This is a genomic window from Haladaptatus sp. QDMS2 (assembly GCF_029338295.1).
Classification (GTDB): domain Archaea; phylum Halobacteriota; class Halobacteria; order Halobacteriales; family Halococcaceae; genus QDMS2.
Map to the genome: position 1 here is coordinate 1,438,437 of NZ_CP119791.1, position 13,460 is coordinate 1,451,896.

Sequence of the window (13,460 nt, forward strand, 5' to 3'; positions counted from 1 at the left end):
AAGACATTAATATTCTAACACATAGTCCCACCACTAAGAATATCAAGACCTGCGACATATGTGATTTGTATGGACAGGAGAATGTTTCTCGGAATTACAGCAGGTGTCGGACTCGCGTCCCTCGCAGGGTGTGGGTCCGTCCTCGCGTCGGTCCCCGCCCCGGAAGTATCAAAGGACAAACTCGAAGCGGGCGGGTGGGAACTCATTGACGAACGCGATGGCAATCTGTTCACCGAACGCTACAGCGGGGCGACGGTTTCTGCGGCCGCGCACACGCTCACTTTCGAGGACCGGGCACTCGCAGACACGTTGGCAGAGCGAACGCTCGACACCGTCGACGCCCAGATGGCGGTGTTCTTCGCCGGTCGCGTCGACTTCTCCCCTGACCTGGACGACCTCCCGGCTGCTGTCGGGCGAAAGGAAGTCATGGAGCAGGTGAAACAGAACGCGAAAGCCGACTTCGAAACGCGCCTCGAGGACGCCGGCCTCACCGATATCTCGGAGGGCGAAGCCACGACGTTCACCCCCGACACCGGTGAAACTGGCGAACTCGTCGAGTACACCGCACGCTTCCCGTTCGAGGGGTTCACCTTCGACGTGACGACGGAGAAATCGGTCGCTATCTCGGGCGGCGACATCGCGATTACCGGTTGGCTCGCAATCTGGCACCACGGCGATTCGACGCTCGTCGCGGGTGGCGCGGCTCCAGCCGAAAACTACGCTGAATCTCTGACCGAAGAACTCTCCTCGGGTGTGAGCGTCACCGTGGACATCGACCTCGGACTGGAACCAGACGCCTACCGCGAGGAAATCTTCGCGCTCATGCGCTCGGTCAGATAGTTCGATAGCTCACGGCGATGCCCTCACCGACCGGCATCACCGCCGTCTCGAACGCCGGGTCCGTTCGAACCGTTTCGAGGTAGTCCGCGATTCCCTTCGTCTCTGCGTTCATCTCTGGGTCGCCGCCTTCCGCCCACGCGAGCAGTTTGTCGAAGTCCTGGACGCCCGAGGTCATCGCGTTGTCCGCGACGACCACGCCGCCGGGTGCGACCTTGTCTCGAACCGCCGCGAACGCCTCTGCGTACCGGTCTTTTTCGTTATCGATGAGCACCACGTCGAACGGGCCGTCGTAGTCGTCTACGATGTCGATGGCGTCGCCGTGCTCGAATCGAGCGCGAGTGGCGAAGCCGCGGCGGTCGAAGTACTCCCGGGCCCGGTCGAGTTCGCCCTCGTCGATTTCGGTGAGGACGAGTTCGCCCGTCTCGGGTAGCGCGCGGGCGAACCAGTACGCCGAGTACCCGAATCCCGACCCGAACTCGAAGACGCGTTCTGCGCCCACCATGGTGGCGAGCACCTGAAGCCAGCCGCCGACTTCGGGGCCGACGGTCGGAAAGCCGATTTCCTCGCCGTAGGTGTCCATCTCGACGAGGATGTCGTCGGGTTCGGGGCCGAGCGCGCGGACGAAGCGGGCCGTCTCATCGGGGACGAGTTCCGTCATGGACAGAAGTTCACCCTCCAGCGTGAAAACGCTTCTAGCGGTTCCGTCCGACCGGGAACTTGATGCGCTCTGGGTGTTCGTTGAACGCGACGAGGATGCGCTTGTAGAGTTCGTTTTTCACCCGCTGGCCCTGGCGAGGATGGGTGAGGTAGCGCAGGCGGAGGTCCACCCACGATTCCTGCTGGCGGATGTTGACCGTTGGGCGGTCCCTGACTTCGAGTTCGACCGGCGTTTCCGCGAGTTTCCGTCGGTAGTTCGCGATGTGTTCTGCCATCTCGTCGCCAAGGTAGTCGTCTGCGACCTCGGTGAGCAGCGATTCCGCGAAGTCCATGTCCGTCTCGAAGGCGACCTGCACCGAGAGTTCGTTCCAGACGTGGGGAAACCCTTCCCACGAGTAGTTGTGGACGTGCGAGGACAGCACCACGCTGTTAGGCAGGGTGATGATTCGCCCAGAGGGTTGGTTCGAGGAGACGAGTTCGCCGTTTATCTCCCAGAGCGTTGTGATGAAGAAGTCCACCGCGACCACGTCGCCTTTCGACCCCTCGATTTCCACCCGGTCGCCCACCTGATAGGGTCGTTTGACCATGATGTAGAACCAGCCGATGAAGGAAAACAGCGGTTGCTGGAGGGCGAACGTGATGGCGAACCCGACCACGCCGAGCGAGACGAGCAGACCGACCCACTGCTCGGTGATGATGGCAAACGCGGAGACGAGCGCGAACAGGATGAACGCGAGTCGCACCACGTTGCGAATGTCGTGTTGCCGTCTGCGGTCTGCGAAGCGGGCGACGACGAACCGACTCGTGAACAGGTAGAGGCCGTAGGCGAGAAAGGCGATGGCCAGCGCAGAAAGCGTCTTTGCGACGACGACGGTCACCTGGAAGCCGCTCAGGACGAACTCGTCTGCCGGCAAACTGTTTACGAACGCCGCGAGGAACGAAAAGAGCCCCGTCAACAGGAACGACGCGAGTACGAGCGGACGTTTCACGCTCAGACAGTGTCACCCCGACAGTAAAATCATTGTCCACCCGTGTCACGCACGATTTTCCATGAGACGACGACCCTAGACAACCACTACCATAATTATCAATTCTGCGATAGGTTTATCACTGGCCGCGTATTTGGCATCCAGCACAGACAATGGAAGCACTCGAAACACTCTCCACGGTGTCGCTCCTCGGCGTGGCCCTCGCGGTCATCGGGGAATTCGCGGGAATGCAGTTTGCGACGGTTACAGGGCTTGCGGCGTTCGCGCTCGCCCTCGTCGCTTTGTTCGCAGTCATGACGTTCCACCTCGCTCGTGCGACGGCAAACTGGGGACAGACTGGAGACCACCTGGTCGACCCGCTGTTCAAGTAAATAGTCCAGATTTTTGATTGATACTCGACGTTCACGAGCGACAGCTCACTTCTCCCCGGCGTCGATTTTCATCCCGGCCGCGACGAGCGCATTTTCGAACGAGCCGAACGTCCGATGGTACTGGTAGAGCGCGAACGTTCCGCGTGCGGTCACATCCGCTTCAGCCGGCACGCGCCCGAGGCGGTCAGCGAGCCCAGTGAGGGCGGCGAGGAGTTTCGGCTCCTCGACCTGCCAGTCCGTCGCCCCGACTGTTATCGACCGGTCGAACGCCGACTCGACATGGACGCCGTGTTCGTTGCTGGTGAGGCGAGTCCGCATCGCCGTGACGTGTCGCTCCATCGGGGTGAGGTCTGCCCGGATGAGGTCGAGTTGCGACTGGTGGTCTGCGAGACACCCCGCACACAGCACGATGTCCTCGAACCCAGTTTTCGCGAGCGCCTTCGACCCGGGCGACTGACAGGCCACACAGGTTGCAGCCCGGGTCACGGCCGTCGGTTCTTCTGCGTCTTCGATTCCCATCCGAACGCGGTCGAGCGTCGTCTCTGCTTCACGGTAGGTCCGCAGTGCCTCGCGGTAGTTGCTCCGCGAGAACTGGTGGTCCGCCGCTTCGACGAGCGTCGCCGCGTTCTCGATGCCGTGTCTGAGCCGTCTTCGCATCGCGTCGAGCGCGAGTACGGCGCGTTCGTGGTCCAATTGCCCGACCAGCGTCGCGAGCGCATCTGCGAGGTGCCCATCCTCGACGACCGCCCGAGCGTCGAGAAACCAGTGTTTCGCCCGTTTCAGTTCCTCACCGGCGGCAAGCGGCGCACCCTCGGTCCGACGCTCGTCCGCCCGGGCGACGTGCTTGCGTCCGGCTTCGACGTACGCACCCATCTCCGTGGCGCAGGCCGTTTCGAGCGTTTCGTGGCGTTGAGAAAGGGCGGCGATTCGCGCGTCGAATTCTCCTGCCGCGGTGCCCTCGGCGCGTTCTGCGAGGCGTTTTGCCCGTCGGTAGTGACGGAGCGCCGCCGTGAATTCGTCGCGGGCGGTGGCGAACTCGCCACGTGAGAGTGACGCAGTCGCCGTCGCTGCATGGCGCTCTGCTCGCTGTCGCAGGCGGTCGAGGTCGGTTTCACTCCCCGGGTCCACTCGCTCTCGCCCCATCCGAACGTATTGGAAGTCTTACAGTGTTAATCTTTCCCACACTACAGGAACGACCGCTCGCGGAAGTAGACGACGAGGAGGAGCGTCATGAGGAACATCCCGAACAGGACGGCGGGATAGGCGTAGGGCCACGCGAGTTCGGGCATGTTGAGGTCGCTCCCGGTGATGTTCATCCCGTACAGTCCCGTCACGAGCGTGAGTGGCAGGACGATGGTGGCGACGACGGTGAGCGTCTTCATCACGTCGTTGGTCGATTGTGACAGGACGTTGAGATAGATGTCGCGCGCGCCGCTCGCGAGGTCGCGGTAGGTCTCGATGAGGTCGACCACCTGAACGATGTGGTCGTACACGTCGCGGTAGTACTTCTCCGTCGGTTGTTGAATCTGCTTTGGGTCGCCCCGGGCGAGCAGACCAATGGCCTCCCGAGAGGGCCAGGCGAGCTTTCGAAACGAGAGCAGGTCGCGGCGAACCGCGTTGATGGCTTCGAGCGTGTCGATGTTCGTAGAGGACGTCACCTCGTCTTCGATAGCCTCGATCTGGTCTTCGAGTTGGTCGAGCACGTCGAAGTAGCCGTCCACGATGCCGTCGATGACGCGGTAGGCGGTGAAGTCCGGGCCCTGCTGGAGGAGGCGTTCGTCCTCGCGGAGGACGGCCTCCCACGTGTTGTCGATGGCCTTGATTTTCCCCGTCGAGAGCGTCACCACCCAGTCGTCGCCCATGTAGACGCCGACTGGAATGTCCCGAATCTCCTCGCTGAACGTCGTCTCTCCTTTCCGGAGTCGAGCCGTCTTCACGAGGACGAAGGTGTATTTGCGAAACTCCTCGGTCTTCGGGCGCACGTCGTTGATGAGGTCCTCGACGGTCAGGGGATGTATCTCGAAGGCCGCTGTCACCGACAGCATCTCCTGTTCGTCTGCCTCCGTTGCCCGCACCCACGTCGTGCCGTGTGCGGCTTTCGCTTCCTCGATGTCGTCGTGGTGGGTGATTTCGCTGTCTGCGAAGACGATGGCTTCGACGGTCATGTGTTCACCCCGTCTATCCAGCTAATCGAAAGCAGGGTGATGCCGACCATCACGCCCGTGAGTGAGAGTTCGCGCCCGGGATAGGGGGCGAGGACCCCGATGGCGTACCCAACGAGGCTGAGAGCGGTAATCGCGAACCCAGCCCCCAGTACGGTGTTCATATACTCCGTGACACAGGCCCACAGGAAAAGGGTTACCGCGCAGGACAGCCGCGGTGCCAGCCCGGTTCAGTGCTGGATGCCCGAAATCAACTGGTCGACGCGCTCCTGTTCGCCGTCGATTTGTTGTGGGTAGACGGCGAGGCCGATGACGAAGTCCTCGCCGTCTGCGACGGGTTCGGTGACGTGGATGAATACGTCCACGCTCTCGCCGCCTTGCACCTCGGCTTTGGCGCTGAACTTCGTCACGGTTCGCGACTGGCCGAGCATCTGGACGGAGCGTTCGCCCTCCTCCTGTACGTCGTTCAGGCCGTCGTAGGCCGACTGGAGTTGCATGACGAACTCACGGGCGGTCCACTCGCCGACCGGATTGAACGTCTTGCCAGCGATGTCAACCTGCGGCGTCGAGAGGACGATGAATCGCGCGAGTTCCTGTTCGCCGAGCACCGGGAGACTCACGCTGCGTTTGTACTCCTGGATGTGGTTGGTCACGATGACCTCTCGCTCCTGGCCCGCAACCGAGAACGTTCGCTCGATTTCCTGTTCACCCGACGCGTCCGGAGCCTTCTCGTAGCCTGACTCCTCCAGTGATGCCTCGGAGACGGTCGCCGTCTCGGCAGAAAACTCGAGTGCTTCCGACCCTGTCAAAAATCCAATACAACCACTGAGCGCACCAACTGCCCCCATGGACAGCATGGCAAGTGCTCTACGTCTACGTATCATACGTTGTGGGCGTCTACCCCCTTCTGACATATAAGTCCCGTGGCCGACCAATCAGAAACCCTAGAAGCGGTAGGTCGGACCGTCGTCTGAATCTTCGATGGTCACGCCGAGGGCTTCGAGTTCGTCGCGGAGTTCGTCCGCTCGCTCGTAGTTGCCCGCCTCGCGCTCCTGTTCGCGCACTCGGAGCACGAGGTCCACCACGTCACCGGCGAGCGAAACGTCGCTCTCGGGTTCCCCGCCGAACGTGAAGCCGAGGACGTCGCCGCCCAACTCCTCGAACAGGTCGACCGCCTCGGTGAGTCCCCGATAGTCGTAGGTTTCGGCCTCGTCGGTGTGGCGGTTGACCGCGGAGACGAGTTCGAGCAGCGCGGCGAGTGCCTCGCGGGTGTTGAAGTCGTCGTTCATCGCGTCGGTGAACGATTCGCGGGTCTCCGCGACTGCCGTACGGAGGTCCGCGTCCTCGGCCTTGCCGGAGGCGTCCACACTGTCGCAGGCTTCGACGGCGCGTTCGTAGCCCCGCGAGAGCGTCTCCCAGCGTTTCTTCGCCTCGTCGAAGGTCGCGTCGTTGAACAACTGTTTGCGGTTGTACGCCGCGGACATGAGGAACATGCGAACGACGTCGGCCCCGAACTCCTCGACGAGGTCCTTGGCCGTAGAGAAGTTCCCGAGACTCGTGGACATCTTCTCGCCCTCCGTTTCGAGCAGACGGACGTGGAGCCAGTAGCGGGCGAACGGTTTGCCCGTCGCCGCCTCGCTCTGGGCGACTTCGTTTTCGTGATGCGGGAAGACGAGGTCCTGGCCCCCGACGTGGATGTCGATGGTCTCCCCGAGGTGGGTCATCGACATCGCAGAGCACTCGATGTGCCAGCCGGGTCGCCCCTCGCCCCACGGCGACTCCCAGACGTCGCCGCCCGCTGGCGCGTCGTCAGGATGGGCCTCACCCGCCTTCCAGAGCGCGAAGTCGGCCGGGTTGCGCTTGTCCGAGCGTTCGTCCGGGTCGCCCTGCGATTCTAATTCCTCTATCGACTGATTCGAGAGTTTGCCGTAATCCGGGAACTTCGTCACGTCGAAGTAGACCGAACCGTTCGACTCGTAGGCGTAGCCCTTCTCCGCGAGTTTCTCGATGAGGGCGACGATTTCGGGGATGTGCTCTGAGACGCGGGGATAAATCTCCGCGCGTTTCAGATTGAGCGAGCGCATGTCGGCGAGCGTCTGCTGGATGAAGTGGCGGGCAACCGCCGCCTCGTCGTCACCGAGGTCGTCGTCACCGATTCGCGCGACGATTTTCTCGTTTACGTCAGTGAAGTTCTCGACATGGTGGACGTCGTACCCGAGGTGTGAAAGCCACCGGTGCATCACGTCGACGTGAACCCACGAACGGGCGTGGCCGAGGTGTGCGAAGTCGGAGACGGTCAAGCCACAGTAATAGAGAAGAACGGAATCGGGGTTCTGTGGCGTGAACGCCTCGCGCTCACCAGTGAGCGTGTTCGTCACGTGTAGCGTCATTACGAATTGATACTGAGCAAACCCGTTTGAATCCGTCGGTGGACGGTCAGGCCGTCGGGTCGATTGGCACGAGCGAGACGAAAAACGTCGCCCCGCCAATGTCGTTGTCCTCAATCCACACGTCGCCGCCGAAACTTCGGACGACGGTATCGACGAAGTAGAGTCCGAGCCCCGAACCTTCGCTTTCGAGCCCCTTCACATCGCGCTGGAAGATGGATTCCTTGCGGTCGTCGGGGACGCCCCCGCCGTTGTCCGCGATGGCGACGACGACTTCGTCCGCGTACACTACACATGAAACGTCGATGGCGGGGGCAGCCGAGGAGTTGTGGGTCACCGCGTTGCCGAGCAGGTTGTCGAACACTTGCGAGAGCACGTCGTTCGCCCGGACGACGACGCCTCCGGGGATGCTCGTCGTGAGCGTGAGGCGTTCGTGGGCGTCACCGAGCTTCGCCGTCGAAGCCGAGAGGATTTCTGAGAGGGTGACCGGTTCGACCGCCTTCCCCGCGGAGTTGCTCATCGTCTCGACGATGAGCCGCATCTGCTTGGTCATCGAGACGATGTCGTCACACCACGCGTCAATGGTCTCCAGATACCGTTCGCCGGCGTCGTCGGTGTGTTCGTCCAGCATCTCCGCCCGCGACTGGATGACGAACATGCTATTCAACACGTCGTGGCGAAGGATGTGGTTGAGAAAGTCGAGCCGCCGGTTCTGGAGTTCGAGTTCCTCCTCATGTTCGAGGCGATCGAGGGCGGCCGTCGCGCTACCGGCAAGAATCTCGACGAAGTCAGCGTCGTTGTTGGTAAAGGCATCACACTCGCGTGCGCCGATGCCGAAGACCCCGTGGTCGCCGAGGGGGACCATGATTGCGCTGTGAATCGGCGTCTCGGGGATGACGAGGTCCTGGCTGTGGATGTCGTCGAAGACGTAGGTTCGACCCGCCCGATACACCGGCCAGACCAGCCCCCTGTTCGGACGGATTTCGTCGTAGAGGCTGAGTTCGGCGAGCGAGTCAGTCTGCGCCGTGAGACGCATCACGTCGCGGTCGTCGGCTTTCATCCAGACCGCAGAGAGCGACTCGCCGAGGACGTCCTCCGCGACAGCGACCATCGCCGCTGCGACGTCGTGACTGGAGTGGGTCGTGACCAGTTGGTTGCTCGCTTCTCTGAGCGCAGACAGCGTCTCCTCGCGTTCGACCCGCGTCGACACGTCCCGAGTATTGACGATGAACCCCTCGATGTGCGGGTCGTCGAACCAGTTTCGACCCCGCGATTCGAGCGTCATGTACGAGCCGTCTGCGTGTCTAAATCGGTGTTCGATGGTCGGAATGTACCCGGGGTTCTCCATCGCCCGGAAGAACTCCTGGAGCATCTCGTCTCTGTCGGCGGGGTGGACGTAGTCGAACGCGTTGTCCTCGAGGATGTCGCCGGGTTCGTAGCCGAGAATACGCGTGACCGACGGGCTCTGATAGACGATGGTTCCGTCTGTATCGAGAATGGTGATGATGTCGGAAGAACCCTCGATGAGCGCCTGAAACTGTGTTGCGCTCGTTATCGTATCGCCCATTCTACCTCTCAGTCGTCCGTTATTACTGATGAATATTACCTTTATTAATTTTACATGTTCGGAGTGGATGAAAGTGACGCTTCGACGACACGCAGCGCGGTGGGGGCGTCTCGCCGTTCGACGACGAACACGTGGAACTCGGCCGTCCCCGCACAGGCGAGTGGTTCGATGTCTGCGGCAGCGAGACGGGAGAGGGTGTGCGCGAGTGCTGTCACGTCGAAGTCTCCAGCGGCGCTGATGGCGGTCAAACGTCCGTTGCCAGGGGCGAAGTGTTTGTCTCCAATCGTGACCAACGCCTCCGCGGCAGGTCCCTCACCGAGGCCGCTCTGCATCGAGACGCGTGGCCGTCCGTCCGCCGTATCGAAGTCGGGGAGGTCCGCCGCGAAACGACGTAACGCCGCCGTCACGGCTTCCGTGTCGCCGATGTCGAGAAACCGTGCGGCGGCGGTGTAGTTCACCACGCCTGCGGCGAGCGCAGCGCGAAGAAAGGGATGGTCGCGGACGGCGGTTCGCGTCTCCGCTGCGAGTGACGACATACCGCTCTCTCACCGTCGTGCGAAAAAAGTGGTTCGGTGACACCAGTGCAAACACTCATATGCAGCGGCGTGTGACCACAGCACATGCTTCGGGCAACGCTCTATCTGGACTTGCAGTGTGACTGCGTCCTGAGCAAGATAACGAGTGAGGGTGACGAGGCGTTCACGGTGACGCAGGAGGAGGTGTTAGACGACGAGAACATCACGTTCCTCATCGAGGCGGGCGAGCGAAGCGACCGGTTCGAATCACGACTCCGCGCAGACGAGATGGTGAATTCCGTAGAGCGCGTCGGCACCTCTGGCCTGCTCGTCACCAAACAGTCCTGTGGCGCACTCCCCATCATTCGTAAGAATCACGGAATGCTCCAGGGGTTAGACCGCGTCAACGGGAACGAACGAGTGTTCGACGTCATCGTGTTCCGCAGAGAGGACCTGAAGGCAATCGTCGCCGACCTCCGCGAAATCGGCACCGTGAGGCTCCGGCGGTTGACGCCCGTCGGCGACACCACCGGGTCGCTGTCGCCGAGACAGGAGGAAGTAGTCAGAACCGCGCTCGAACAGGGATACTTCGACTGGCCACGGAAGATCGACGCCGAAACTCTCGCCACACAGCTCGATATCACCCATACGACGCTCTTAGAACACCTGCGCAAAGCGGAGAAGAAACTGCTCGCCGAAGCCCTCCATCGGTCGCCAAGCCAGGTGGCCGTCGGAAATCCCCCAATCGCCCACGGGCGGTCGGATTGACGTCGATTTTCCGGACGGTTCACATAAAACCCCTTCATATGTAGGGTAAAATCGTTACTCACGGACTATGCTAGTCCACGTCATGGCACAAGGGACAGGTAATCCAACTAGACGCAACACGACCCGACGACGATTTCTCCAGGGGACAGGAGCCACCGCATCGGCCCTCGCTCTCGCTGGCTGTCTCGGCGGTGGTGGAGACGGAAACGGCGGCGGTGGCGGAGGCGGTGGTGGCGGCAATACCGTTCGCTACCTCTCAGACCGCGGCGATTCGAAGGAGGTCATGGACGCCATCATCGCCGAGTTCGAGGACGAGACTGACTACACCGTCGAAGTGACCTACACCTCGAAAGGCACCTCGACGGACCAAGAGATGCAGAAGATGGTGGCGGCGGGCAACCCACCGGACATCCTGTTCGACACCTCGACAGACGCCTACCGCCTCCAGCGCGACGGCGTCCTCGCACCGCTCACCGACGCGGTTTCGAACAACGACCTGCCGGACCCGGTAAACGTCGACGGCGAATCCTACTTTGCCGCCGCGATGGTCGAACCGTTGATGGGGTGGTATCGAAACGACATCTACGACGGCAACCCCGAGACCTGGGAGAACTGGCAGGCAGAAGCAAAGCGCGTCTCCGAAGAGGAGGACATGAAGGGGTACATCGTCCAGTCAGGCCAGACGAACAACGCCGACACGCAGATGACCCAGTATCTCTGGCAGAACGACGTCGAGATTTACTCCGGCCCCTCTGACAACATCGAGGTGACGCTGGACAACGGCGACAACCGCGCCGCCGCCATCGAGACGTTCGAGTGGGTCCAACAGATGGCCGAGTACTCCCCGAACGGCAGCGGCTGGGAGTGGGGTGACGCCATCGGCGCACTCCAGCAGGAAAACGCCGCCGCAGGCGTCTCTGTCGGTGGACTGCCCATCCTCATCATGTCGAGCAACCGCCCGGACCTCGTCGAGAAATTCAGTCCGATGCCGTTCCCGGTTCCACAGGGCAAAGCACAGGACAAGTGGTGGGCCTACATGGAAGGGCACCTCGTGCGAAACGACGGGCAGGCGACGGAGGGCGCCCAGGAGTTCGTGAAGTTCTTCAACCAGTCCGAGAAGTTCTTCGACTTCGTGCTCTCTGCGCCGCTGTTCCAGTTCCCCCCGAGTCGCGAACAACTGGACAGCGAGGCCGTCAAGAACAACGAGATGCTGAACCAGTACCCGGAGGTCCTGCAACTCGTCAAGGACAACTGGGACGTGTTCACCTCCGTGCTCGCGACGGGCGACGAGGGCGCACCGAACCTGCTCGCTGCAGACGGCTACGGCAACCAGGTGTTCGGACAGGCCGCAGACCAACTGCTCGTCGGCGGGAAATCTCCCGAAGAGACCGTCGATTGGCTCGCAGAAAAACTCCGTAGTCTCAAGCGATGAGCGTCGGCCTGCGAGAGCGGTTTTCCCCCCGCGAGTTGGACGGAAGTGCGTGGCTCCTGCTCGTCTCGTTCGTCCCACTGGTGGCGTTTTTCGTCGTCGTGTGGGTCGTTCCGATAGCCTACGCCCTCGGGATGAGTCTGTTCGAGAATCCAGTGCGAAATCCGGTGTTCGTCGGCCTCGGCAACTACGTCTCGTTGCTCACCGAACCCTCCTTCTGGGGGTTCCTCTGGAACAGCGTCGTCTACGCCGTGGCGACGACGGGTCTGAGCCTCGTGCTCGGTCTCGGCCTCGCACTCGTCGTGAACCAGAAGATTCGCGGCGGCGGGGCCCTGCGGACGCTGATGATTTTCCCGTACCTGCTGCCCACGCTCGTGGTCATCTTCATGTGGAAGTTCATTCTGGACCCGAACATCGGCATCCTGAATCAGGTGCTCGAAAACGCGGGACTCATCGACGAGCCAATCGCCTTCTTCTCGACGCTGACCTGGGCGATGCCCGCCGTCGTCATCACGAGCGTCTGGAAGTTCGCCTCCTTCGCCTTCTTCATCCTGCTCGCCCGGTTGCAGGCAATCGACCCCGACCTGTACGAACGAGCGCGCGTCGAAGGCGCGACGACGTGGCAGGCGTTCCGCGACATCACGATGCCCCACCTCCGGGGAGCCATCCTCATCATCCTCCTCGTCCGGGGCATCTGGATGTTTAACAAGTTCGACATCATCTACCTGACCACGCGCGGGGGGCCGCTGCAAGAGACGACCACCTTGCCAATCCGCGTGTTCCAGATTGCGTTCAACGAGGTTGACTTCGGTCGGGCCACCGCGCTCGCGGGCATCATGTTCTTCCTGCTCGCGGGGGCCGCCGTCGTCTACTTCCGCACGTTCGCCCCCGAGGCGGAGGTGAGCCACTGATGGCGACCGCCGATTCGAGTTGGTTCGACCACCGGACTCAGCAACGACTCCAGCGCGTGGCACTCTACATCACGGCGTTGCTCATCACGACGTTCGTCATCGTGCCCGTCTACCTGATGGTAGTCATCGCGTTGCAGTCACCTGCGGCTACCTTCGCGGGCGGCCAGGTGAACCTGATTCCAAAGGAGATTACGGCACGGAACTTCCTCGTGCTTCTCGAGACGACAGAGACGGTTCGCTACTTCACGAACAGCCTCATCGTCACGGCGAGTTCGACCCTCCTCTCGACGGCAATCGCCATCGCGGCGGGCTACGGCCTCACGCGATTCGAGTTCCGTGGAAAGTCCATCGCGGCGCGGGCAGTGCTGTTCAGTTACATGTTCAGCCCAATCGTGCTCGCGATTCCGCTGTACGTCATCTTCTTCAGCCTCGGACTGTTGAACAGCTACTTCGCACTCACGCTCGCGCTCACGGCCATCTCCGCGCCGTTCACCATCTGGCTCATGTGGCAGTACTTCCAGACGGTACCGCTCTCGCTCGAAGAGGCGGCGTGGGTTCGCGGCGCGAGTCGCTTCCGGACGGTCTGGGACGTGGTATTGCCGGTCGCCAGACCGGGCTACATCTCGGCGGCCATCTTCGCGTTCGCCGTCGCGTGGAACGATTTCACCATGGCGCGTATCGTCATGAGCAACGACGACATGTACACCATCAACGTGGGCGCGAGTCTGTTCTTAGACCGCGTCACCATCGGCTGGGGTGAGACGATGGCCGTCTCGCTGCTCATCTCTATCCCCCCATTCCTCATCGCGCTGTTCCTCCAGCGATACCTGCTGCAGGGGTTCAGTGTGGGAGGCCTCGAATAAC

Annotated in this window: 15 protein-coding genes; 6 read left to right on the forward strand and 9 right to left on the reverse strand. The window is 61.9% G+C overall.

The window, feature by feature from the left end:
* Positions 1–69 precede the first annotated feature (69 nt).
* Positions 70–840 (forward strand): hypothetical protein, encoded by a 771-nt coding sequence (locus P1M51_RS07850; protein ID WP_276247650.1) that lies wholly within the window; start codon positions 70–72, stop codon positions 838–840.
* Here the strand turns inward: P1M51_RS07850 and P1M51_RS07855 are convergent.
* Positions 833–1,498 carry an O-methyltransferase gene (locus P1M51_RS07855; RefSeq protein WP_276247651.1) on the reverse strand — a complete coding sequence of 222 codons (666 nt, stop codon included), beginning with the start codon at positions 1,496–1,498 and terminating at the stop codon, positions 833–835. The genes P1M51_RS07850 and P1M51_RS07855 overlap by 8 nt on opposite strands.
* A 34-nt stretch (positions 1,499–1,532) precedes the next feature.
* A complete protein-coding gene (locus P1M51_RS07860) occupies positions 1,533–2,486 on the reverse strand; it encodes a mechanosensitive ion channel family protein (RefSeq protein WP_276247652.1) in 954 nt (317 codons plus the stop codon).
* 152 nt (positions 2,487–2,638) lie between these two features.
* On the opposite strand from P1M51_RS07860, the gene P1M51_RS07865 reads away from it, so the two are divergent.
* Positions 2,639–2,857, forward strand: coding sequence for a hypothetical protein (locus P1M51_RS07865; RefSeq protein ID WP_276247653.1), 219 nt, complete (start codon positions 2,639–2,641; stop codon positions 2,855–2,857).
* 45 nt (positions 2,858–2,902) lie between these two features.
* Here P1M51_RS07865 and P1M51_RS07870 read toward each other — a convergent pair whose 3' ends face one another.
* From P1M51_RS07870 to P1M51_RS07900, 7 genes are all read right to left on the reverse strand, one after another.
* Positions 2,903–4,000 carry a homing endonuclease associated repeat-containing protein gene (locus P1M51_RS07870; protein ID WP_276274975.1) on the reverse strand — a complete coding sequence of 366 codons (1,098 nt, stop codon included), beginning with the start codon at positions 3,998–4,000 and terminating at the stop codon, positions 2,903–2,905.
* A gap of 41 nt (positions 4,001–4,041) precedes the next feature.
* Positions 4,042–5,022: a magnesium/cobalt transporter CorA gene (gene corA, locus P1M51_RS07875; protein ID WP_276247655.1), complete on the reverse strand. Its 981-nt coding sequence runs from the start codon at positions 5,020–5,022 to the stop codon at positions 4,042–4,044.
* Positions 5,019–5,183 (reverse strand): hypothetical protein, encoded by a 165-nt coding sequence (locus P1M51_RS07880; RefSeq protein WP_276247656.1) that lies wholly within the window; start codon positions 5,181–5,183, stop codon positions 5,019–5,021. Before P1M51_RS07880 ends, corA begins: the two co-directional genes overlap by 4 nt.
* Before the next feature lie 66 nt (positions 5,184–5,249).
* Positions 5,250–5,828 (reverse strand): DUF6517 family protein, encoded by a 579-nt coding sequence (locus tag P1M51_RS07885; protein ID WP_369685094.1) that lies wholly within the window; start codon positions 5,826–5,828, stop codon positions 5,250–5,252.
* A 135-nt stretch (positions 5,829–5,963) separates the two neighbouring features.
* Positions 5,964–7,409, reverse strand: coding sequence for a cysteine--tRNA ligase (gene cysS, locus P1M51_RS07890; RefSeq protein ID WP_276247657.1), 1,446 nt, complete (start codon positions 7,407–7,409; stop codon positions 5,964–5,966).
* A 46-nt stretch (positions 7,410–7,455) separates the two neighbouring features.
* Positions 7,456–8,973 carry a PAS domain S-box protein gene (locus P1M51_RS07895; RefSeq protein ID WP_276247658.1) on the reverse strand — a complete coding sequence of 506 codons (1,518 nt, stop codon included), beginning with the start codon at positions 8,971–8,973 and terminating at the stop codon, positions 7,456–7,458.
* Between the two features lie 50 nt (positions 8,974–9,023).
* Positions 9,024–9,509 (reverse strand): hypothetical protein, encoded by a 486-nt coding sequence (locus tag P1M51_RS07900; RefSeq protein WP_276247659.1) that lies wholly within the window; start codon positions 9,507–9,509, stop codon positions 9,024–9,026.
* 84 nt (positions 9,510–9,593) lie between these two features.
* On the opposite strand from P1M51_RS07900, the gene P1M51_RS07905 reads away from it, so the two are divergent.
* The 4 genes from P1M51_RS07905 to P1M51_RS07920 all read left to right on the forward strand — a co-directional run bounded on the left by P1M51_RS07905 (position 9,594) and on the right by P1M51_RS07920 (position 13,459).
* A complete protein-coding gene (locus P1M51_RS07905; protein ID WP_276247660.1) occupies positions 9,594–10,256 on the forward strand; it encodes a helix-turn-helix domain-containing protein in 663 nt (220 codons plus the stop codon).
* A gap of 82 nt (positions 10,257–10,338) precedes the next feature.
* Positions 10,339–11,688 (forward strand): ABC transporter substrate-binding protein, encoded by a 1,350-nt coding sequence (locus tag P1M51_RS07910; protein ID WP_276247661.1) that lies wholly within the window; start codon positions 10,339–10,341, stop codon positions 11,686–11,688.
* On the forward strand, positions 11,685–12,596 hold the full coding sequence (locus tag P1M51_RS07915; protein WP_276247662.1) for a carbohydrate ABC transporter permease: 912 nt from the start codon (positions 11,685–11,687) through the stop codon (positions 12,594–12,596). The genes P1M51_RS07910 and P1M51_RS07915 overlap by 4 nt, the downstream gene beginning before the upstream one ends.
* On the forward strand, positions 12,596–13,459 hold the full coding sequence (locus P1M51_RS07920) for a carbohydrate ABC transporter permease (protein ID WP_276247663.1): 864 nt from the start codon (positions 12,596–12,598) through the stop codon (positions 13,457–13,459). The genes P1M51_RS07915 and P1M51_RS07920 overlap by 1 nt, the downstream gene beginning before the upstream one ends.
* Position 13,460: the final 1 nt, after the last annotated feature.

Coding starts and splice junctions, on each gene's coding strand:
- P1M51_RS07920 (WP_276247663.1), top strand. CDS start 12,596: ATGGCGACCGCCGATTCGAGTTGGTTCGACCACCGGACTCAGCAACGA.
- corA (WP_276247655.1), bottom strand. CDS start 5,022: ATGACCGTCGAAGCCATCGTCTTCGCAGACAGCGAAATCACCCACCAC.
- P1M51_RS07900 (WP_276247659.1), bottom strand. CDS start 9,509: ATGTCGTCACTCGCAGCGGAGACGCGAACCGCCGTCCGCGACCATCCC.
- P1M51_RS07915 (WP_276247662.1), top strand. CDS start 11,685: ATGAGCGTCGGCCTGCGAGAGCGGTTTTCCCCCCGCGAGTTGGACGGA.
- P1M51_RS07870 (WP_276274975.1), bottom strand. CDS start 4,000: ATGGGGCGAGAGCGAGTGGACCCGGGGAGTGAAACCGACCTCGACCGC.
- P1M51_RS07855 (WP_276247651.1), bottom strand. CDS start 1,498: ATGACGGAACTCGTCCCCGATGAGACGGCCCGCTTCGTCCGCGCGCTC.
- P1M51_RS07910 (WP_276247661.1), top strand. CDS start 10,339: ATGGCACAAGGGACAGGTAATCCAACTAGACGCAACACGACCCGACGA.
- cysS (WP_276247657.1), bottom strand. CDS start 7,409: ATGACGCTACACGTGACGAACACGCTCACTGGTGAGCGCGAGGCGTTC.
- P1M51_RS07905 (WP_276247660.1), top strand. CDS start 9,594: ATGCTTCGGGCAACGCTCTATCTGGACTTGCAGTGTGACTGCGTCCTG.
- P1M51_RS07850 (WP_276247650.1), top strand. CDS start 70: ATGGACAGGAGAATGTTTCTCGGAATTACAGCAGGTGTCGGACTCGCG.
- P1M51_RS07895 (WP_276247658.1), bottom strand. CDS start 8,973: ATGGGCGATACGATAACGAGCGCAACACAGTTTCAGGCGCTCATCGAG.
- P1M51_RS07865 (WP_276247653.1), top strand. CDS start 2,639: ATGGAAGCACTCGAAACACTCTCCACGGTGTCGCTCCTCGGCGTGGCC.
- P1M51_RS07880 (WP_276247656.1), bottom strand. CDS start 5,183: ATGAACACCGTACTGGGGGCTGGGTTCGCGATTACCGCTCTCAGCCTC.